Origin of the sequence: Paenibacillus plantiphilus (assembly GCF_927798095.1) — a bacterium.
Classification (GTDB): domain Bacteria; phylum Bacillota; class Bacilli; order Paenibacillales; family Paenibacillaceae; genus Paenibacillus_Z; species Paenibacillus_Z plantiphilus.
This window is the reverse complement of the sequence record NZ_CAKMMF010000020.1, coordinates 63,921-80,126: the sequence shown is the minus strand read 5'-3', so window position 1 is coordinate 80,126 and position 16,206 is coordinate 63,921. Positions and strand designations below refer to the sequence as shown.

Genomic DNA, 16,206 nt, shown 5'->3' with positions numbered 1-16,206 from the left:
GCAATCCAGCATAATGAACAGCATGCATTCTCCATGCATGCTGTGCTTCGTTTCATTTGCTGTTGTGTCTGCCGTAGCTTTTGGCGAAAGATAGCATTCGGCTGAACGCCTTGCGGTCCAAATTTTTAAGTGGATGGAATTGCGGGTGGTTGGAGTTCACTTCCAGGATCCACAGGCGATCATTCTTATCATAGGCGAAATCAATCCCCATCTCACGCATGCCAGACCGCCTGCTGCTCAATGCTCTGGAAACCGCAATCGCCTTGCTGGATAGCGACTGGATGCGCGATTCTCGCCGTGAATCGGAGAATCCCTTCTTCTTGAGGTGTTTCTGAATCGTCTCGATGGTCCCTCCTTGATAATAATTGGTCACGATATGGTTCGGTCCGGCACCCACTTTAACCAAGAAGCCTGTGCATGTCCACGCTCCGCCCGGTCTTCGCTGAACCATTGCTCGAATATCATATGGGCGATCATTGACACGATCAAGTGCAATCGTTGTTTGAACAATCATTCTGCTCTTATGTCGGGCTTTTATATGGCGATACACCGCCGAGACAGAACCGAAATGGTGTCGATGCTGCTGTCGCTTGGTGGTCGAATACAGCTCGAAGCCATCCGAAATGCGATTCAGCTTATACACGCCTATTCCCATCGAGCCTATATCCGGTTTGATGTATACGGATTTGTACATTTGGGACATGGACTTGAGATTAGACTCCGTTAACAGAACCGTGTGTGGAATATGTTGTTTGAGCCCTTTGCTGGCGGCCAAATATTTACAGACACGGAGCTTGCCTCTAATATTATTGCTGTTATACCTGCGTGCTTTCAATATAAGTCACCTCTACATAAAGTATGAGTGCCTTATCGAGAGAGATTGTGCGATCGTTTAGTGGAGGAAAAATAGACCCTGACCGTTCCCCGCCTCAGCAGCTCGCCAGACCAAACCTCCGCCTCCTCCAGACCTATGGCCATTATCCCCTTCGCTCAGTTAACGCTGGGGCCATGGGGGCAGGCTGGCCCTTGCTCCACTATCCCTTTCACTCAGTTAACGCCGGGACCGTGGGGGCAGCCAGACCTTTGCTCCACTATCCCTTTCGCTCAGTTAACGCGGGCCGTGGTGGGCAGGCGGCCCCCTGCTCCACTATCCCCTTCACTCAGTTAACGCGAGGGCCGTGGGGGCAGCCAGACCTTTGCTCCGCTATCCCTTTCGCTCAGATAACGCGGGGGCCGTAGGGGCAGGCGAGCCTTTGCCCCACTATCCCCTTCCCTCAGATAACGCGGGGCCGTGGGGGCTGTAAGCCGTTGGGTAACGAGATGCTAGCTCCACTCCCTCCTTCACTCAACTGCAAGTGGGTTTGGGAGCTATCCACCGATCCATCTGAGCGAAAGGGATAGTGGCCAAAAGGAGGTAGGTACAGGGTTCCCGACCGCTGCTGGAAATCCCCCTCCCTCCCGACGACACACCAACACACCGACAACAAGCCCCTCCGCAAACAGGAGAGGCTTGTCTTTCTTTTCGCGACTAGTAGTCTGTTGCTATTGAATGGCTATGCAAATTTCCACCACTGCGTGCTGGGGATCGAACCCAGCTCCATCATAGCGCTCGAAATCCCCTGTATACGTACGAACAAGCGATGAGGATTCGAACCATGCCCAGATGTAATGCCACGCCTCTATAACTACCTGCTGCACGGAGCCTCCCGTCGCCTTGAATACGATATACTTCGATGCGGGCAGTGCTGACGGTGTCAATCCTGCCTTGATCGCCGCCGATTCGCTCTCCCACTCATGTCCTATTCGTACGGTATACGCACCGTTCACATCGCTCTCGTAGTCCGTGTACAGCACGTATGTATGCTGCGGCGGCTGCACCCCTGCAAGCTCGGATAATTCCGCATTCATGAACGTCTGCCAGAGCCCCGGTATACAGCCATCCGGCCCCGCTTCACGCCGATTGTCCGTTCTTGCTTCCACCCCGGCTAGTATCATACTTGCCAGATGCACTTGTGTCTGGTTGATTTCCATAGTGTCCACGCTTCCTTTTCTTATCGCTATCGTCAATCCCATCATTCACGAGCTGACTCCATTGTACGATGGCAAAGTGGACACCATCCTGTCATAGTTTCACTTGCTGCTCCGCATTTTTTCTATCGTTCTCCGCCATTATTGCCGCAGATGTGTTTAATTCTATTGATCGGGGTATGTAATTATCATGAATGTGACCCACTATTCGAAAGGGGAAATGAAGCATGGAAAGAAACACTTTTAAACCTTGGTCCAGACTGCTCCTGACAGCAGCCCTGAGCATTACTCTTCTTATGGGGGCATCCGCATGTATGAAGGACAGCAACGGCAACAGCAATGGCAATGGCAATACGAATAACGAGGCAGAAACCAACACGCCCATAGTTACTCCCGCTGAGCCGGATGTTAATATCAATCCTGATGCTGACAACGATAGCACGCAGTAATAATGCGATCACAGCTGTCTTGTGATCGACCTGCATAGGGTCAATCCTCCTTTGCCAGCGTACAGTCGAGAATATCGTTCCGCACAAGCAGCGAGGCTGTCTCCTTGGTAGCATGCTACCAAGGAGACAGCCTCTGATTAGTTTTTATTGGGCTTGATGCCAGCAGATTGCGCCATTTGGATAATCCGCTCCAAGCCCTCGATATATTGCCTGAACATACTTATCCCCTGTTCGGTTGGCACGCAGGTTGTCTTGGGCCGCTTGCCGGCGAAGGTTTTGTTCACCTGTATGTAATTGGCCTCCTCCAACACGCGAATATGGTTGCCCAAATTGCCCTCCGTTAGCTGAAGCTCATTGCGGAGAAAGACGAAATCGCACTCCCCGTTCACCATCAACAGGCTCATAATGCCTAGACGCGCTTTTGCATGAATGGTATCGTCAATCGCATCCAGTATATTATCACCCATGCTTCCGCCCCCGCAGCTGCAGGAATACGCCCATTAATACGATACTCCCTCCACCCATCAGGCCAAAAATAAAGTTCTGATATTCGATGAAGAACAGCTTGGTCAGAACGGACAGCACGATAAACCAAATGCCGAGAATAATCGGTCCCCTGCCGATCAAGGTGCCCAAATAAACATAAGTAACACCGGTCAAGGTTAACCAGAAGAATCCCAGATATTCCTTCCTAACGATATCTAGCGCCATCAGACTATAGCCCGCGAGTATCATTACGAGGAAGGGCAGCCAGAACATCCAGTCGCCTCTTCCACCCTTCGTCACACCACTCTCGCGACTTTGCCTGATGCCGATTATCGCCGAGAGTATACCGCCAACCACTGAGCCAATCGGCCAGAAAGTTATCGCCCAGATCAGCCCTATGAACTGCATTCCGATAAAGCCGAGCATCATATACGTACCCCAGATGAACAAAAACGGAGCGCCCTGCTCCAGCTTCTTCTGATTCCTTGCCATGAGCTGCTTGATGAACTCTATATCCTGCAGCGCCTGCAGCGGATCATGTCCGCCGGCTCCCGCAGCGCCGTCTGTATGCCGTGTCTGATCCTGCTTAGCGGATAATGAGTCCTTATTGTCCACATCACTGTCCAATTGCAACACTCCTCTAGCCCAGCTTATCCACTAATTCTCCCATCTAAATAACCAGAGCGCAAGCCCTGTGAATATGACAGCCGAGCCGCCAAGAACGGCAAATTCCATTCCGAACGATGAGAGCGCCGTCCCCTGCCACACCCCTTGCGCCAGCTTGACCATATACGTCATCGGCAGCCACTCGCTTATGCTCTGCATCACTTGCGGCAGCAGCTTCACAGGCATCGTAACCCCCGACAGGAATAGCATCGGGAAGAATATGATCATGGCCAAGCCGCTTGCAGCCCCCGGATTATTCGCAAGACCCGACATCGCGAACCCAAGGCCGAAGAAAGCAATGCAACCAAACAGCAAGCAGCCGAGCAGCGTTATCAAAGCAGAAGCCGTTATCTCAATATCCCAGATAAGCTTGGCGACGAGGATAATTTCCAATGCGCCTGCAAAGACGAGCAGCAGCCCCTGTATGGAGTGAGAGAGGAGTACAGCGGACGAACGGATCGGCGTTACCCGATATCTTCTCAGCGTGCCATTCTCCCGATGCGTAATCATATTTATCGACAGAGTGAACAAGGCGACAGAGATTATATTCAGAACACATAGCGCTGGCACATACGTAACGATGAACCTTTCCCCGGTATCGGGATCCACTTGATCGCCATACATAGAGCCGAATATGACAAGCATGAGAACCGGATAGATAAGTACCCAGAATATCGTTTGCCAGTCCCGCAGATAGAGCCTTAAATCAAATACGATCAATCTCATGTAGGCATTCATTCTGTTTTGCCGCCCCCTTGCAAGGTCATTTTGCTGAAGACGTCATTCATGGACGCATCCTCCAGCTTAAGTCCGCTAACCATCCAGCCCTCGCCATCTGCAAGCCGGAACAGCTGCTGAAGCGTCTCGTCCGTGCTTGATGAATGCATCTTGATCCAGTCCTGCTCCCAATCCACTTGCACAACATGGGCTAAAGCCGTCAACGTCTCCCTCTTGGCTCCCGCCGTCGCCTTGAAGCCGATCCGCTTCGTCCCGCCGAGCAGCGTAATGAGCTTCTTAGGCGTATCAAGCGCGATTAATTGCCCGTTGTTAATGATCGCTACCCGATCACATAACGCCTCTGCTTCCTCCATATAATGAGTGGTGACCAGAATCGTTCGGCCCTCGTCTCTTAATCTGTGAATCATGGCCCACATCTCGCTCCGCGCATTAGGGTCCAGCCCCATACTCGGTTCATCGAGAAAAATAATATCAGGATCATTAATAAGCGCCAGCGCCAGCGATACTCGCTGCTTCCAGCCGCCCGACAGCGACTTGTAGAATTCATTCCCCTTGTCTTCCAATCCAAGGAACTGCATAACCTCCTTCAGATCGGCTTGTTTGTTATAGAAGGATGGGAACAGCTTGAATACTTCCTTCACCTTCGCCTTCGGGGGAATCGAGCTGGATTGCAGAAGCACGCCAATCCGCTGCTTGATCGCCTCCGTCTGCTTTCGAATATCCTGCCCCAGTATCGTGATCCCACCGCTGTCAGCCCAGCGCAAGCCTTCCAGCATCTCAATTAATGTGGTTTTTCCCGCTCCGTTAGGACCAACAATTCCGAATATCTCACCCTTGCCTACTGTAAAAGAAATACCGTCAACCGCAACCTTCGTCTTATATTGTTTGCGCACCTGATCAAGCACAATAACGTCCTGCAAGCGATCCGCCTCCTTGTTGGGCTTCAAAATTCCAGCTCAATTTATTCACTCTGTAATACAGAGTAATCTGAAATTAAGAAGCGGTCAAGGGAATTATTTACACAAATCGTTTTCTACAGGAATATTAAAGGCATCTAAGCACCTGGTACGGTTATCATCATCATTGCGTAGTTCTTGCACATTATGTAAAATTATTTCATACGAATTAGAGGAAATCATTTCAATCCTCGCAAGTAATTGTGAAACAAAATGAACATTTTGAAAGAGAGGGATCGCATGAAAGCTTCAACAAAAGAGATTGTACTTGCATTTGTTTTTCTGCTATCGAGTCTGTTATTTATGATTACTTTTTTTGATTACGAAAGCAGTTCCTTAGAGTTAGTGCACAAGGGATCGGGAATTATTATATGGGCATATATGATTTTCTTTTTATGGAAGATCAACAAGAAACGAATTGGTTCCACCTTAATCGTAAATACAGTGCAGGTGGTTTTCGTATTCTTTGAAATTATTTACATGTATGATTTTATTAGAATCATGATTTAACTGTTGCATAAAAAAAGAGAGCTGCCAAGCCGAAGCTGCCCTCTCTTTATTCTGCATCATAATATCGCTGGCTATTGGTCCAGACTGCGGAACCACTCGGCCAACGACTCAGTCGCTGATGCCGCCGCTACCGTCGATCCGCTTTACCATATGATCATAGACATGACCGCATAGTTCGATTTGGCCGTCAGGCTCGTAGCCCTTCTTGATGTAGAGCGCCTTAGCTTTATCGTTCCCGTTGATTACGATCAATGCCAGCCGCTCATGGCCTCGGGCTCTGCCCTCCGCCTCGAATGCCTCTATAAGCGCTCCTCCGATGCCACGGCCTTGATACTGATCGTCCACCGCGAGCGAATCCAGATAAAATTCGTCATCCCGCGACTCTCTGGTGAAGCTGACAGCGGGGTTACTCGTTAATGCAGCAATCCGATCTACTAAAGGCTGATCCAATTCAACGATGCGGCTGCCATGATAAAATAGCACGCAGCCAACAGGACGCCCGTCAGCCTCTGCCACAACGATATTCTCATAGCTAAGACGATTGCCGCTGCGTTCGAAGAAATTCTGCATCACTTCTGTGGCGAGTCGGGCGTCACTTTCACCAGTCAGCATAGCTGCGATATCCTGACCAATCGCGGCATATAGAAGCGGAACAACATATCGGCCTTCATCTGGCCGAGACCATCGAATCAAGCTCGCTTCCTCCCGTCCCGTAACTTTCCCCTTCATTTTCTCCTTTATTAGCTGTAGCTGCGTCCACTTCCACGTTTTGATATTCATCTACATCTACATATTCATCTACATCATCTTCATTCGCGTATGATATGCCTGCTCGCATGGGAACACCTCATTACTACTTTACTCACAAATGCAAGGATTCGTGAACAGCCATGAGCAGCATCGGCAATTATTGTTCATAGACTGCATACGCCGGCTTTATGCAATAGCTTAGTCCGAGGCTCTGTCGCTCCTGCAGATACTCTTAATATGGTGCGCGATTACCGATTTCATAACATCGGAATTAACCTCGCTCGGCTTCATGACGCTATGAATCGCCAGTCCGTCCAGCAGCGCGTACAGCCGCTCCGCCTCCAGCGCCTTTTCTGCTTCTGTCGCAGCTGCAGCTGTGTTATACCTGCTGAACAGCTCCTCAATAATGGAAATCATGCCGAGCTTCATCTCCGCATAGATTCGATCCTTCAACGGCTGAAGCATCGGATCAGACAATGCTTTGGCTGTAAAAGCCAGCCATACCGCCATCTCCGCGCTTCTCTCCTCATCAATCGGCAGCAGCTCCCACAGCAGCATCTGCGCATCGGCTATCGGCTCGCCAGTGAAGGGCAGCCCCTTGATCCGTTTCTCCACTCTTATGGATACCAGCTCCATGGAGAAGGCCAGCAGCTCCGATTGTGTCGAGAAATAATGACGCAGCGAACCGACCGACAATCCAGCTTCTTCGGCAATGTTGCGGACAGATGCGCGCTCCATCCCGTCACGGAGAATCACTCTCCATGTGGCTTCCGCCAGCTTTTCTCTTTGTTTGTGGTGATCAACTATTTTTGGCATAGCTAAAGTATATCACGCATTGATATTTTAATACAGTTGTGCTAAATTAACTCGGTACAGTTATGAGGTTAAAGGAGGGAGTGATTCACTATGATCGGTTGGCTTATCGTTGCCGGAGAGGTGGCTTTCTGGGTTTTCGTCTTGGCGGGGTTGTTCGCAAGATATGTGCTGCGCAAAGAGAAATTAGGCACCCTTTTGCTGCTGGGAACCCCTATTATTGATTTGCTGCTAATCGTCTTCACTGTCATTGATCTTCAAAATGGAACCCCTGCAGGTACATTCCATGGTCTGGCCGCTATCTATGTCGGCGCAACTGTCGCCTTCGGACGCAGTATAATAGCGTGGGCTGACGCCCGCTTCCTATATTGGTTCGCCAACGGCCCCAAGCCCGCAGGCAAGCCCAAATACGGGAAGACCCGCGCCCGGCGCGAACGGCTAGGCTGGTATAAGCATCTTCTGGCATGGGCTCTGGGCTCCGCTCTTCTATACGGCATGATCTTCTTTGTAGACAATCCGGAGCAGACCAAGCCGCTTCAGCAGATGTCGAACGTCTGGTTCGTTATTCTGATCGTTGATTTCGCGGTCAGTTTCAGCTATACACTCTGGCCTAAGCAAGCCAAAAGCGCGGCCAGCGATTAAATTCGCCGTGCCGCGCCTTTGCGCAAGCTCTTTTTTTGCCCACTACCACAATGTAGGCTTCGCTACCATAAACCACAGCATGATCATAAGCAATGCAAGATAGATCCAGACCGCCCGAGTCAGCTTTCGCATGGCCTGGTCCCGGTCTGTCTCAGGCTCTGCAAGCTTTCGTATCGAAGGGGAGAACGCGCGAGCCAGGAAAAATAATGAGCTTAACAAGATCAGAACGGTCACGACAATCCATGAGGTTGTCCATGACCAGGAAGCTTCCATGACGAGCAGTACTCCCGACACAACCAATACATGTCCCGCGTGCTTGGCTAATCGAACAGCAGCTCTGAAGGTATCCAGATATGCCTGCTGCACATGCAATTCCGAGGCCCGCAATTTACTCAGCAATGGGATGAGGATGAAGAACGGGCCAATGGACATGATCGCACTGACAATATGGGTGTACAGGAGCACCCCATGCAAGAAAGGCAAGAAGCGCTATTCCTGAACCGGGCTGAATTCATGAACCCATACTTTCATGTGCGGCAGCCAAGGCATTCCTGGGTGGAACGCTAGAATCGCTTCTTTATACTCCTCTACACTAGCATAGCCTTCCTGATGCGCATGCTCATCCGTCAGCTCGCCCAGCGACTGAGAATAGATCCGATTAACGACGTAGCTGCGGTCTTGAAGCGTCATAATCTCGCCAATATCCGCATATCTTCCGTTGCGGCGGGTTGCGGTCTTCTTTCCTGCGAGGACTTTGTCGATATCCTCCTGAACCGTAATCATGCGTTCAATCGTACAAGTTTTCGGCGGCAAAGCCGCGTTCTCGTGTTCCGTGCTCATGTAATAGTAGCCTCCTAAAAAGTTTGCTGTGCACTCTCCTAATCATCCTCTGCAACGCAGAAAAAAACTTCGGAATCAAACACTTCATGTTCTGTTCGGGTATTGTCCCATTGTCGCCAGAACCAACCTAGCATCGATTCTTCATTCCCTGTACAAAAAGGAGCTATTTGCATTGTAACCCAAACCGCTACCCTTTACTATTGAATTAGCCGTCCGGTGATGAACACCGCAACGCGCACGGAGGTCACAACGATGAACAGCAGCAGTAGAAACTATGCATATATTGCGGCCATATTAACTGCCGTTATTATTGGTTTTTCATTCCTATTTGTCAAGCTGGCCCTCACCGCATCGAATCCGGCAGACCTTCTGGCACACCGGTTCACCGTCTCCTTCCTGGCTGTTCTGATCTGTGTAGTCGCCGGTCGCTTGCCGCTGGCAATCAAGCTCAAAGATGTGCTGGTCCTGCTGCCCCTCGCAGCCCTGTCTCCAACCTTGTTCTTTGCGTTTCAAGCTTTCGGATTGCTCCATATCTCATCATCAGAAGCAGGCATCGTTCAGGCTGCCGTCCCCGTGTTCACAATGATTCTTGCCTCCATCTTCCTAAAGGAGCATACCAGCGTATGGCAGAAGCTGTCGATCCTGTTGTCCGTTGCAGGCATGGGCTATATCCTCACTCAGAGGGGCGTGCGGTTCGAAGCATCCGACACGATCGGCTACATTCTCATCCTGCTATCCACTTTGTCTGTCGCCGCCTATAGTGTATTTGCCCGCAAGCTGATCGGCTCCTACAAAATCACAGACATTACCTTCGTCATGATCACCATCGGGTTTCTATCCTTCAACCTGATGTCCATAATCGAGCATATCTCGAATGGAACAATAGCAGCATACTTCCAGCCCTTCACAAGCCAGAGCTTCGTCCTGTCCATCATCTATTTAGGCGTCTTCTCTTCTTTGGTAACGACCTATTTATCCAACTACGCTTTATCCCGGCTGGAAGCTTCGCGCGTGAGCGTATTCAACAATCTATCTACCCTGCTGACGATGTTCGCAGGAACGATCTTCCTCCAAGAGCAGCTTTACTACTACCATTACATTGGCGCGCTCCTCATTATTCTAGGCATTATTGGAACGAATTATTTTCAGCCCAAGCCTTATAAGCTGACAGACAGCGACGCTGTTTAAGGCGGATTGGGTGGTTTTGATGAGGCGCTTAAGTCGTCGAGACGTTAGCACGTTTAAATTCACCTAAGACGTTCAAATGAATGCATCCAATTCAACCATTTCAAGTGGTTTGGAGAGGGGACCCTAGCATCGTCGAGTAAATAACACGATTATGGACATCATCATTACTGCACAATGAAAGAACAACACATTGCTGCAAAAATTGTGCTGTTGAGAACGTGCCTGAGGACATTTCCAAACGAGGCGGGGGTTACATCAGCCGTTGCTTGCATCTCAAATATCAAGTGAACCTCCCGATACATTTCCGTGCTGTAACACGATATTTCCGTCTTATGGAGATAGCCAAAGCGGATTCTACGACGTCTGCCATCTGTAAGAAGGTTTTTCAGCGTTACAGCGCAACTCGGTCCACTTTTCCGTGCTGTAACACGATATTTCCGTCTTATGGAGATAGCCAAAGCGGATTCTACGACGTCTTGCCATCTGTAAGAAGGTTTTTCAGCGTTACAGCGTGCCTCGGTCCACTTTTCCGTGCTGTAACATGATATTTCCGTCTTATGAAGATAGCCAAAGTGGATTCTACGACGTCTTGCCATTGTACAACGCATGCCTGGATTGACCTTTTCAACAAACGCTGCAGCATGTTAATCCGTTGTCTTCGACAGGCATGTCTGACGGTATTCGGAGGGGGTGGCATTGTACTTCTTGCGGAATACCTGAGAGAAGTGCCGGATGTCATGATAGCCCACGCGCTCGGCTATATCGGTGATTTTCAGCTGTGGGTTCCGCAGCATTTGCTTGGCCTGCTCTAGCCGCAGATGGATAATGTATTCCTTGAAGCCCTTGCCTGTCTTCTGCTTGAACAGCTGGCTGAAATAGACCGGGTTCAAATATACGATCGACGCTACCTTCTCCAGAGACAGATCCTCGTTATACTGTGTCTTCATATATTGCAAGGCGACTTCCACCGCTCGGTCGCCGCCGCTGGCATAATGCTCATACACCTGAGTTGTGGATGCCTGGCGCATCCGCTGTACCTCTGCAGGCACTGTATTAAAATGGTCCAGACGCTCGGAATGCATCATTTGGAACGGGACACGCAAATATTTGATCAAATGCTTGCGCAGCTCCTCCAGCAGCTCATTCAGCTTGACGCACTCATGCAGCATCACAAGCCCCAGAAGACTTTTGCTGTCATGTATGGTTACGAACCCGCTCCCATTCCGCTCAATAAGCTCGCTCAGCACATTTTCTATCATAAAATGCTCCAGATGAACGACTCTGTCACTCTCCATCTTGACCATGATGAGATGGAAATGCGGGTAGCTCTCCATGAAGGAGCTCAGGTCAATCCGCCCGATATCAAGGCCGGATGCCCATCGCTGGAACACGGCTTCCCGCAAGTACTTGCGGTTCTCCTTCAAGATATGCGCCTCATGGGTAAGCGCCGCATCCCGAACGACCTCTTCACCCAACTGCTCGACCATCTTGATCAGCACTTCCTTGCCTATTGGCTTGAGCAGGTAATCCTTGGCTCCGAGGCGCACGGCCTCCTGCGCGTAAGCAAACTCCGAATACGCGGAGATGACCACCCACTTCACATTCGGATGGCGGCCTCGGGAAATGCTCATGAGCTCCAACCCTGTCATGCCAGGCATCAGAATGTCGGTCAGCACGATGTGGATGCGATGCTTGCGGAGCAGCAATGCCGCTTCCTCCGGACTGGAAGCCAGATAGATACGAGAATCTGGAAAACGATTATGCAAAGTTCGCTTGATTCCTTCCCGTATAACCGTCTCGTCATCTACAATGAGAATGTCCATTGTCTACCAGCCACCTTTCGCAGAAAGCGGGATCGCAATAATAACGGTTGTCCCTACTCCTTGTTTGCTCTCAATTCTAAGTCCATAGGATTCCCCGAACATAAGCGCAATACGGCGGTGAACATTAGGCAGACCGATTCCCCGCCTTGAGCCGCTATCGTTATCACCGTTACCGCAGCGGCTGGCGTTACTGCTGCTGCCGTTGCTGTTCCCATTGCGGCTGCGGTTACCGCTGCTGCCGTTACCGCCGTTGCTGCCCCCATTGCGGCTGGCGTTACCGTTACTGCCGCCGTTACTGCTGTTGCCACTGCCTTTGCCACTGCTGCCACTGCTCTCCAGCATCTCCTGCAGCCTCATAAGCATATCCTCATCCATACCGACTCCGTCATCCGCAATGACAATATGCAACTCCTGATCGCTTGCCTCTGTATAGACTTTAAGCACCCCTAGACGATCCAGCGGCTCCAGCCCGCTCTTCACAGCATTCTCAATAATCGGCTGGATGGTCATCTTCGGCAGCGGGATATCAAGCCACTGCTCGTCGACTTGAATATCCGTGCTTACTCGGCCCTCCAAACGACTCTCGATAATCGTCATGTAATGGCGCATCTGCTCAAGCTCCTGCCGCAGCGTCGTCTTCGACGCCTCCTTCCAATCGCTGCTGTAGCGGAACATGTGGGAAAGCGCCAGTATGACACGCCCCAGTCTGTCGTTCTCCCGCTCATCCAGCATCCAGTAAATCATATCCAGCGTGTTGTACAGAAAATGCGGATTGACCTGCGACTGAAGCGCTTGCAATTGTGCGTTCTTCTCGCTGATGGAGGATAATGCGGTCCGCTCGATCAGTTCGTCCATCCGGCGCACCATCCGGTTGAAGGAGGCGACGAGGCTGTTGATTTCCTCGAACGATTTGACATTTACCGAGCCTCTGAAATTCCCCATCTCCACCTGCTTCATTTCACGAATAAGCAGCTTCAGCGGCGATGAGATATTGCGCGATATCAGTGACGCGAGCGCGGTGGACAGGACGATAATAACAAGAATGACAACGATCAAATATTGCCTCGTCTCATCAAGCTCCGAGCTGATGTCCGCCTTTGGCGTCAGACCAAGCACGGTCCAATCCGCCATCGCCGCCTTGCCCGCCACAATAAGCTCATCCGTCCGGTCATCGACTATGATTTCGTCCAAGGCAGGACGCGGCATCCCTTTAATGAGCGGGAGACGGCTCCCTTCCTTCTCGGTCGAGGCAACGATTCGATCCTCATTGTCCGCTATATATACCCGGCTATTGGGACTGATGGTCACATTGGTGAGAGCCGCCAGAATCGGCGCTGGGTCCGTCTCTATGAACATAATGCCGATAGGCTTATGCGTCGATAAATTGTAAAGCTGTCTGCCGAATACGAACACAGACTCCTTCTGCATATTATTAATGGGAGAGCCCTGGCTCAAACCCAGCCAAACCATCTCGCCGCTTGAGCTCTTGAGCTTGTTGTACCAATCCGACGTCTCGTAGTTCATATCAATCATACCAGCAAAATGTTTCTCATAATTATAGATTTTTCCTGCATTCGTAATGACATGAATACCGATAATATCATCCCGCGAATAAAAAACAGCACCCATTATGTTCGTAATGGCGCGCTCGTTTATACCGCTGATCGTCGGCTCAATCGGCTTCTCCCGCGCTTCCAGCAGCCGCAGCAGCTCGCTGTTGCTGTTCAGCGACTTGGTTATGCTGTCGTACCCTTCCAGCAGGAGGTCGAATAGTCCGACGGTTTGCGAAATATTTTTCTCAGCCATATCATTGATCTTCGTATGGATGATCCTCGCTGTCTTCTGGTAATAGAGGACGCTGGCAATAATGAGAAGTGTCATCATGCAGGAGAGAAACAGGAGAAACAAACGGTTATGGATCGTATGCATGCCTCTCATCTGTGGCGCCCCTTCCCCATTGCATCTTTCCCCATAGTATAGCAGGTCATAACAGGAGAAGGAGAGGCGAAATTACCCTTTCACCGCTCCCGCAACCATACCCTTTGTAATTTTGTCCGCCAGCAGGAAATAGACGATGACAACCGGCAGTGCGCCGAGCACCAGAAACGCGCCAATCGCTCCGTAATTCACGGAATACTGGCTGACGAAGCTGTACACGCCGAACGGGAGCGTCTTCAAGCTCTCGGACGAAATGAAGGTTGATGCCATAATGTACTCGTTCCAGATGTTGATAAAAGTAAGAATACATACCGTCATCATCGGCGGAACCGACACCGGCAGAATGATGCTCCTGAAGATGCGGAATACACCCGCTCCATCCACAACCGCCGACTCTTCAATCTCATGCGGAATGGATCTCATGAACCCGCTTAGTATGAACACCGCTATCGGCGTTTGGAACGCAATATAGGGCAGTATGATCGACAGATGTGTGTTGAGAATATTTATGTTTTTGAAAATAATCATGAGCGGCAGCAGCGTCGCCTGCATCGGGATCATCATCCCGACCAGGAACAGGACCATTACCGCCCCGCCATAACGCCACTTGAACCGGCTGATCGCGAATGATGCAAGCGCGCTGAGCAGCAGCACCCCCAGCATCGTAACGGTCGTGACGAACAGGCTGTTGGTCAAGTATTTGAAGTAATTCCCGGACGCGATCGCATCGGCGAAGTTGTTCCATTGTGGAGATGCCGGTAGGGAGAAGAAGCTTCCTGACAGAATTTCCTCGTTATTTTTCAGAGAATAGATCAGCAGCCAGAGCAGCGGATACACCTGCGTGACGAACAGAACAGACAGGATGGCGAAGACGACAGCCTTGACAATCCGGGAGCGGCCTTTTCCTGTTCGAGCTATCGGCTTGGCGCTGACCGCTGCTGCCGCGCGGATGGATGGGTTCATTGTGCCGCAGCCTCCTTTACGTATATTTTCTCTCCAGCCGGTTGAAGACCAGATTCACGAGCACGGTTGCGACCAGACAGAGCATGACGAGGAATGCCGCAATCGCGCTGCCATAGCCGTACTTCATGGACAGGAACGACATGTTGTACATATGGGTAGAGATGACATCTGTCGCATGGGCGGGGCCGCCGCCCGTCATGACCATGATCATGTCGAACGCCTGCAGAGAGCCGATAAAGGCAAGCACGATCGATATTTTGAAAATCGGAATATTCATTGGGAGTGTGATGTACCAGTCGGCCTTCAAGCCTTCCGCGCCATCGATTTTGGCTGCCTCATAAATGTCAGACGGGATATTCTGAATGCCTGTAAACTGAATCAGTGTATGGTAGCCCAGGTATTGCCACAATGCTACAAAATATAAGGAGTACATCGCAACGTCAGGCTCAGTCAGCCATGATCTTGTCCAATCGCCCAAGCCTACCGCTTCCAGCAGCTGGTTGAGCATGCCTCCCATGGAGGCCGGGTTGTAGATCGTTTTCCACAGCTGGCCGATAATCACTACAGATAGAATAACGGGCAGAAAATAGCTCGATACGAGAAAATTCGGTTTTTTCACGAATCTGCTCAGCAATATGGCGACGAATAGCACAACTGGAATTTCCGCCATGGAGAATATCGCGAACACTAGCGTTCGCTTCACAGACGGCCAGAAGACAGGGTCATCGAACAGCAGCTGCTTGAAATTGCCCAAACCAATAAACCTCGAATCGCCAATCCCGTTCCAATCCAGCAAACCGCTATATAATGAAACGAGTATAGGCACAAACACAAGGCAGACGTAGAGCAGCAAGCACGGCAGCACAAAAGCGGCTATCGTCCATCTGGAGACCCTCAACACATTCACCTTCATCGCCTCCTCCATGTCAATTTTCCTGATGCTCGCTCGCTTTCGGCAGGCTGTAAGCGGGTTTTTTCACGCTTTCAGACCTCACCGACGCGGCTTTCATCCACTTTCCCCGTGCTGTAAGCCGATTTTGTCCGCTTACGGGATCGCTCGCTCGCTTTCGGCGGGCTGTAAGCGGGTTTTTTCCGCTTTCAAACCTCACCGACGCGGCTTCCATCCACTTTTTCGTGCTGTAAGCGGATTTTGTCCGCTTACAGCACTGTTCGCTCGCTTTAGGCAGGCTGTAAGCGGGTTTTTCACGCTTTCAGACCTCACCGACGCGGCTTGCTTCCACTTTTTCGTGCTGTAAGCGGATTTTGTCCGCTTACAGGACTGTTCGCTCGCTTTCGGCAGGCTGTAAGCGGGTTTTTTCCGCTTTCAGACCTCACCGACGCGGCTTGCATCCACTTTTTCGTGCTGTAAGCGGATTTTGTCCGCTTACGGGATTGTTCGCTCGCTTTCCCCGTGCT

At 50.7% G+C, this 16,206-nt stretch carries 18 protein-coding genes; 3 read left to right on the top strand and 15 right to left on the bottom strand.

Annotation, left to right across the window (positions count from 1 at the left end):
- Positions 1–52 precede the first annotated feature (52 nt).
- Together L6H65_RS17500 and L6H65_RS17495 are read right to left on the bottom strand one after the other, a co-directional pair.
- Complete coding sequence (locus L6H65_RS17500) at positions 53–835, bottom strand: YheC/YheD family protein (protein ID WP_236343940.1); 783 nt, start codon at positions 833–835, stop codon at positions 53–55.
- 707 nt (positions 836–1,542) lie between these two features.
- Entirely contained in the window at positions 1,543–2,076 is a 534-nt protein-coding gene (locus L6H65_RS17495; protein ID WP_236343938.1) for a GyrI-like domain-containing protein, read from the bottom strand.
- Between the two features lie 179 nt (positions 2,077–2,255).
- Here L6H65_RS17495 and L6H65_RS17490 point away from each other — a divergent pair, with 179 nt between their 5' ends.
- Positions 2,256–2,477 (top strand): hypothetical protein, encoded by a 222-nt coding sequence (locus tag L6H65_RS17490; RefSeq protein ID WP_236343936.1) that lies wholly within the window; start codon positions 2,256–2,258, stop codon positions 2,475–2,477.
- A gap of 137 nt (positions 2,478–2,614) precedes the next feature.
- Here L6H65_RS17490 and L6H65_RS17485 read toward each other — a convergent pair whose 3' ends face one another.
- From L6H65_RS17485 to L6H65_RS17455, 7 genes are all read right to left on the bottom strand, one after another.
- Complete coding sequence (locus L6H65_RS17485; RefSeq protein WP_236343935.1) at positions 2,615–2,944, bottom strand: winged helix-turn-helix domain-containing protein; 330 nt, start codon at positions 2,942–2,944, stop codon at positions 2,615–2,617.
- Positions 2,937–3,590: a hypothetical protein gene (locus L6H65_RS17480; protein ID WP_236343933.1), complete on the bottom strand. Its 654-nt coding sequence runs from the start codon at positions 3,588–3,590 to the stop codon at positions 2,937–2,939. Before L6H65_RS17480 ends, L6H65_RS17485 begins: the two co-directional genes overlap by 8 nt.
- 30 nt (positions 3,591–3,620) lie before the next feature.
- On the bottom strand, positions 3,621–4,367 hold the full coding sequence (locus L6H65_RS17475; protein WP_236343931.1) for an ABC transporter permease: 747 nt from the start codon (positions 4,365–4,367) through the stop codon (positions 3,621–3,623).
- Entirely contained in the window at positions 4,364–5,287 is a 924-nt protein-coding gene (locus L6H65_RS17470) for an ABC transporter ATP-binding protein (RefSeq protein WP_236343930.1), read from the bottom strand. Before L6H65_RS17470 ends, L6H65_RS17475 begins: the two co-directional genes overlap by 4 nt.
- A gap of 654 nt (positions 5,288–5,941) precedes the next feature.
- Positions 5,942–6,526: a GNAT family N-acetyltransferase gene (locus L6H65_RS17465; RefSeq protein WP_236343928.1), complete on the bottom strand. Its 585-nt coding sequence runs from the start codon at positions 6,524–6,526 to the stop codon at positions 5,942–5,944.
- Positions 6,501–6,671 (bottom strand): hypothetical protein, encoded by a 171-nt coding sequence (locus tag L6H65_RS17460; RefSeq protein WP_236343927.1) that lies wholly within the window; start codon positions 6,669–6,671, stop codon positions 6,501–6,503. The genes L6H65_RS17465 and L6H65_RS17460 overlap by 26 nt, the downstream gene beginning before the upstream one ends.
- Positions 6,672–6,781: 110 nt before the next feature.
- Positions 6,782–7,399: a TetR/AcrR family transcriptional regulator gene (locus L6H65_RS17455; protein ID WP_236343926.1), complete on the bottom strand. Its 618-nt coding sequence runs from the start codon at positions 7,397–7,399 to the stop codon at positions 6,782–6,784.
- A 90-nt stretch (positions 7,400–7,489) separates the two neighbouring features.
- Between L6H65_RS17455 and L6H65_RS17450 the strand changes: the two genes are divergently transcribed.
- Positions 7,490–8,038, top strand: coding sequence for a hypothetical protein (locus L6H65_RS17450; RefSeq protein WP_236343925.1), 549 nt, complete (start codon positions 7,490–7,492; stop codon positions 8,036–8,038).
- A gap of 42 nt (positions 8,039–8,080) precedes the next feature.
- Here the strand turns inward: L6H65_RS17450 and L6H65_RS17445 are convergent, their stop codons facing one another.
- Both L6H65_RS17445 and L6H65_RS17440 read right to left on the bottom strand, forming a co-directional pair.
- Positions 8,081–8,521, bottom strand: coding sequence for a DUF2269 family protein (locus L6H65_RS17445; protein ID WP_290370447.1), 441 nt, complete (start codon positions 8,519–8,521; stop codon positions 8,081–8,083).
- 6 nt (positions 8,522–8,527) lie between these two features.
- On the bottom strand, positions 8,528–8,878 hold the full coding sequence (locus L6H65_RS17440; RefSeq protein ID WP_236343923.1) for an ASCH domain-containing protein: 351 nt from the start codon (positions 8,876–8,878) through the stop codon (positions 8,528–8,530).
- Between the two features lie 252 nt (positions 8,879–9,130).
- Here L6H65_RS17440 and L6H65_RS17435 point away from each other — a divergent pair, with 252 nt between their 5' ends.
- On the top strand, positions 9,131–10,066 hold the full coding sequence (locus L6H65_RS17435) for a DMT family transporter (RefSeq protein WP_236343921.1): 936 nt from the start codon (positions 9,131–9,133) through the stop codon (positions 10,064–10,066).
- Positions 10,067–10,710: 644 nt separating this feature from the next.
- On the opposite strand, the gene L6H65_RS17430 is transcribed toward L6H65_RS17435, so the two are convergent.
- From L6H65_RS17430 to L6H65_RS17415, 4 genes are all read right to left on the bottom strand, one after another.
- Complete coding sequence (locus tag L6H65_RS17430) at positions 10,711–11,889, bottom strand: response regulator (RefSeq protein WP_236343919.1); 1,179 nt, start codon at positions 11,887–11,889, stop codon at positions 10,711–10,713.
- A gap of 3 nt (positions 11,890–11,892) precedes the next feature.
- A complete protein-coding gene (locus L6H65_RS17425; protein WP_236343918.1) occupies positions 11,893–13,827 on the bottom strand; it encodes a cache domain-containing sensor histidine kinase in 1,935 nt (644 codons plus the stop codon).
- A 72-nt stretch (positions 13,828–13,899) separates the two neighbouring features.
- Positions 13,900–14,790, bottom strand: coding sequence for a carbohydrate ABC transporter permease (locus L6H65_RS17420; protein WP_236343916.1), 891 nt, complete (start codon positions 14,788–14,790; stop codon positions 13,900–13,902).
- A gap of 16 nt (positions 14,791–14,806) precedes the next feature.
- Positions 14,807–15,697: a carbohydrate ABC transporter permease gene (locus L6H65_RS17415; RefSeq protein WP_236343914.1), complete on the bottom strand. Its 891-nt coding sequence runs from the start codon at positions 15,695–15,697 to the stop codon at positions 14,807–14,809.
- Positions 15,698–16,206: the final 509 nt, after the last annotated feature.